Source organism: Acinetobacter sp. YH16052, assembly GCF_013417155.1.
GTDB lineage: Bacteria > Pseudomonadota > Gammaproteobacteria > Pseudomonadales > Moraxellaceae > Acinetobacter.
Genome location: NZ_VPEO01000176.1, coordinates 1 through 1,221, shown reverse-complemented (window position 1 = coordinate 1,221; position 1,221 = coordinate 1). Strand labels below are relative to the sequence as shown.

3 protein-coding genes are annotated in these 1,221 nt (G+C 34.8%); 1 reads left to right on the top strand and 2 read right to left on the bottom strand.

Annotation, left to right across the window (positions count from 1 at the left end; all coding sequences use genetic code 11):
- Positions 1–210: 210 nt before the first annotated feature.
- On the bottom strand, positions 211–435 hold the full coding sequence (locus FTV42_RS17070; RefSeq protein WP_004728467.1) for a hypothetical protein: 225 nt from the start codon (positions 433–435) through the stop codon (positions 211–213).
- A gap of 151 nt (positions 436–586) precedes the next feature.
- Between FTV42_RS17070 and FTV42_RS17065 the strand changes: the two genes are divergently transcribed.
- A complete protein-coding gene (locus FTV42_RS17065; RefSeq protein ID WP_004728465.1) occupies positions 587–832 on the top strand; it encodes a hypothetical protein in 246 nt (81 codons plus the stop codon).
- Between the two features lie 93 nt (positions 833–925).
- Here the strand turns inward: FTV42_RS17065 and FTV42_RS17060 are convergent, their stop codons facing one another.
- The gene (locus tag FTV42_RS17060; RefSeq protein WP_180039270.1) at positions 926–1,216 is read right to left on the bottom strand and encodes a type II toxin-antitoxin system YafQ family toxin; all 291 of its coding nucleotides are present in this window, start codon (positions 1,214–1,216) and stop codon (positions 926–928) included.
- Between the last annotated feature and the right edge of the window lie 5 nt (positions 1,217–1,221).

Here is a 1,221-nt window from a genome sequence, read left to right as displayed (position 1 = left end):
TAGAAATGTCCGGTTTATCGATTGCTCGTCCTAAGATCTCAGAACGTAAGGTACTTTGATGAACATTCTGGTTCTCAAAACTCGAAACTTTATTGAAAAGTTCTATTGAGGTTTATAAGTACCTCAAAATAAAAAAATGCCTGAAGTTCAGGCATTTTTTACGTCATCAATCTCTACTAAAAAGCTTACAGCTATCAAAAAATGAGAGTTTTACTCTTTTGAATACGACTTAATTTTTTCAAAAATTGGATAGAAATCTAATCCCTCATCTTTCATCGTAGAAATCAACGCAACGATTACAGCGATATGTGTAGGAACCACACCTTGTTTACTGTAATTCGTAATCGAATTGGGTTTCATATCCAATAAGGCAGCAAATTCCTTAATTGAAAGCCCTGCTTTACCGATAAGACGTTGAAATTCAGTATATGGCATTTGATTAAATTTATAGAAATCGTGTTTTGAGATTATAGCATAGGGTTATATTTACATAAAAACACATAAAATTATGTGGTAAACACATTATTTTATGTGTTATAAATAGTTTATCAACGAAACTATTTATCATCTCTATAGGAGACATACTATGTACTCATACCCTAATTCAAACGCTGAAAAGAAAATTGCCCTCATGATCATCAATGACTTTTTCATTCAAAAAGCACATGAACTCTGGATTTTTTTACAACTCGACCCGAGCTTTAACGACTATGAAGCAACAGTCATTTGGACTCGACGTTATCTAGAGGAACATCCAGAAGGTGAATACAGCGACATTCAAAAAGCCTTCCTTTCTTGTTTCCCAGAACACTTCTTCAACTTTGACTATTGAGTTATGAATCGTCTTTACTCTTTTGTGGCTTGAAACCCGCATAAACACTATAAAACCCTGGCAGGATACCGGGGTTTTTTCATTCAGTGACTCTCATATTCCAAGTTCACTATGACTACCTAATCGAACTAACTTCAAAATGAGTAGTTCACCTTCTTCTGTTTTCTTATAGATTAAAACAAGATCTGGTTTGATATGGCAGTCACGATGACCTACCCAATTACTGACCAAAGCATGGTCACGATACTTTTCAGGCAAAGTTTCATCGGCTTGTAATAACTCTAAAACAGTTTGTAGTTCAGCATCGACTGTATTTCGATGCTGACCTTTTTTCTCACGTTTATAGTCTTTCTTAAATGCAGAGGTGTACTTAATCGTCCGCATTTAGA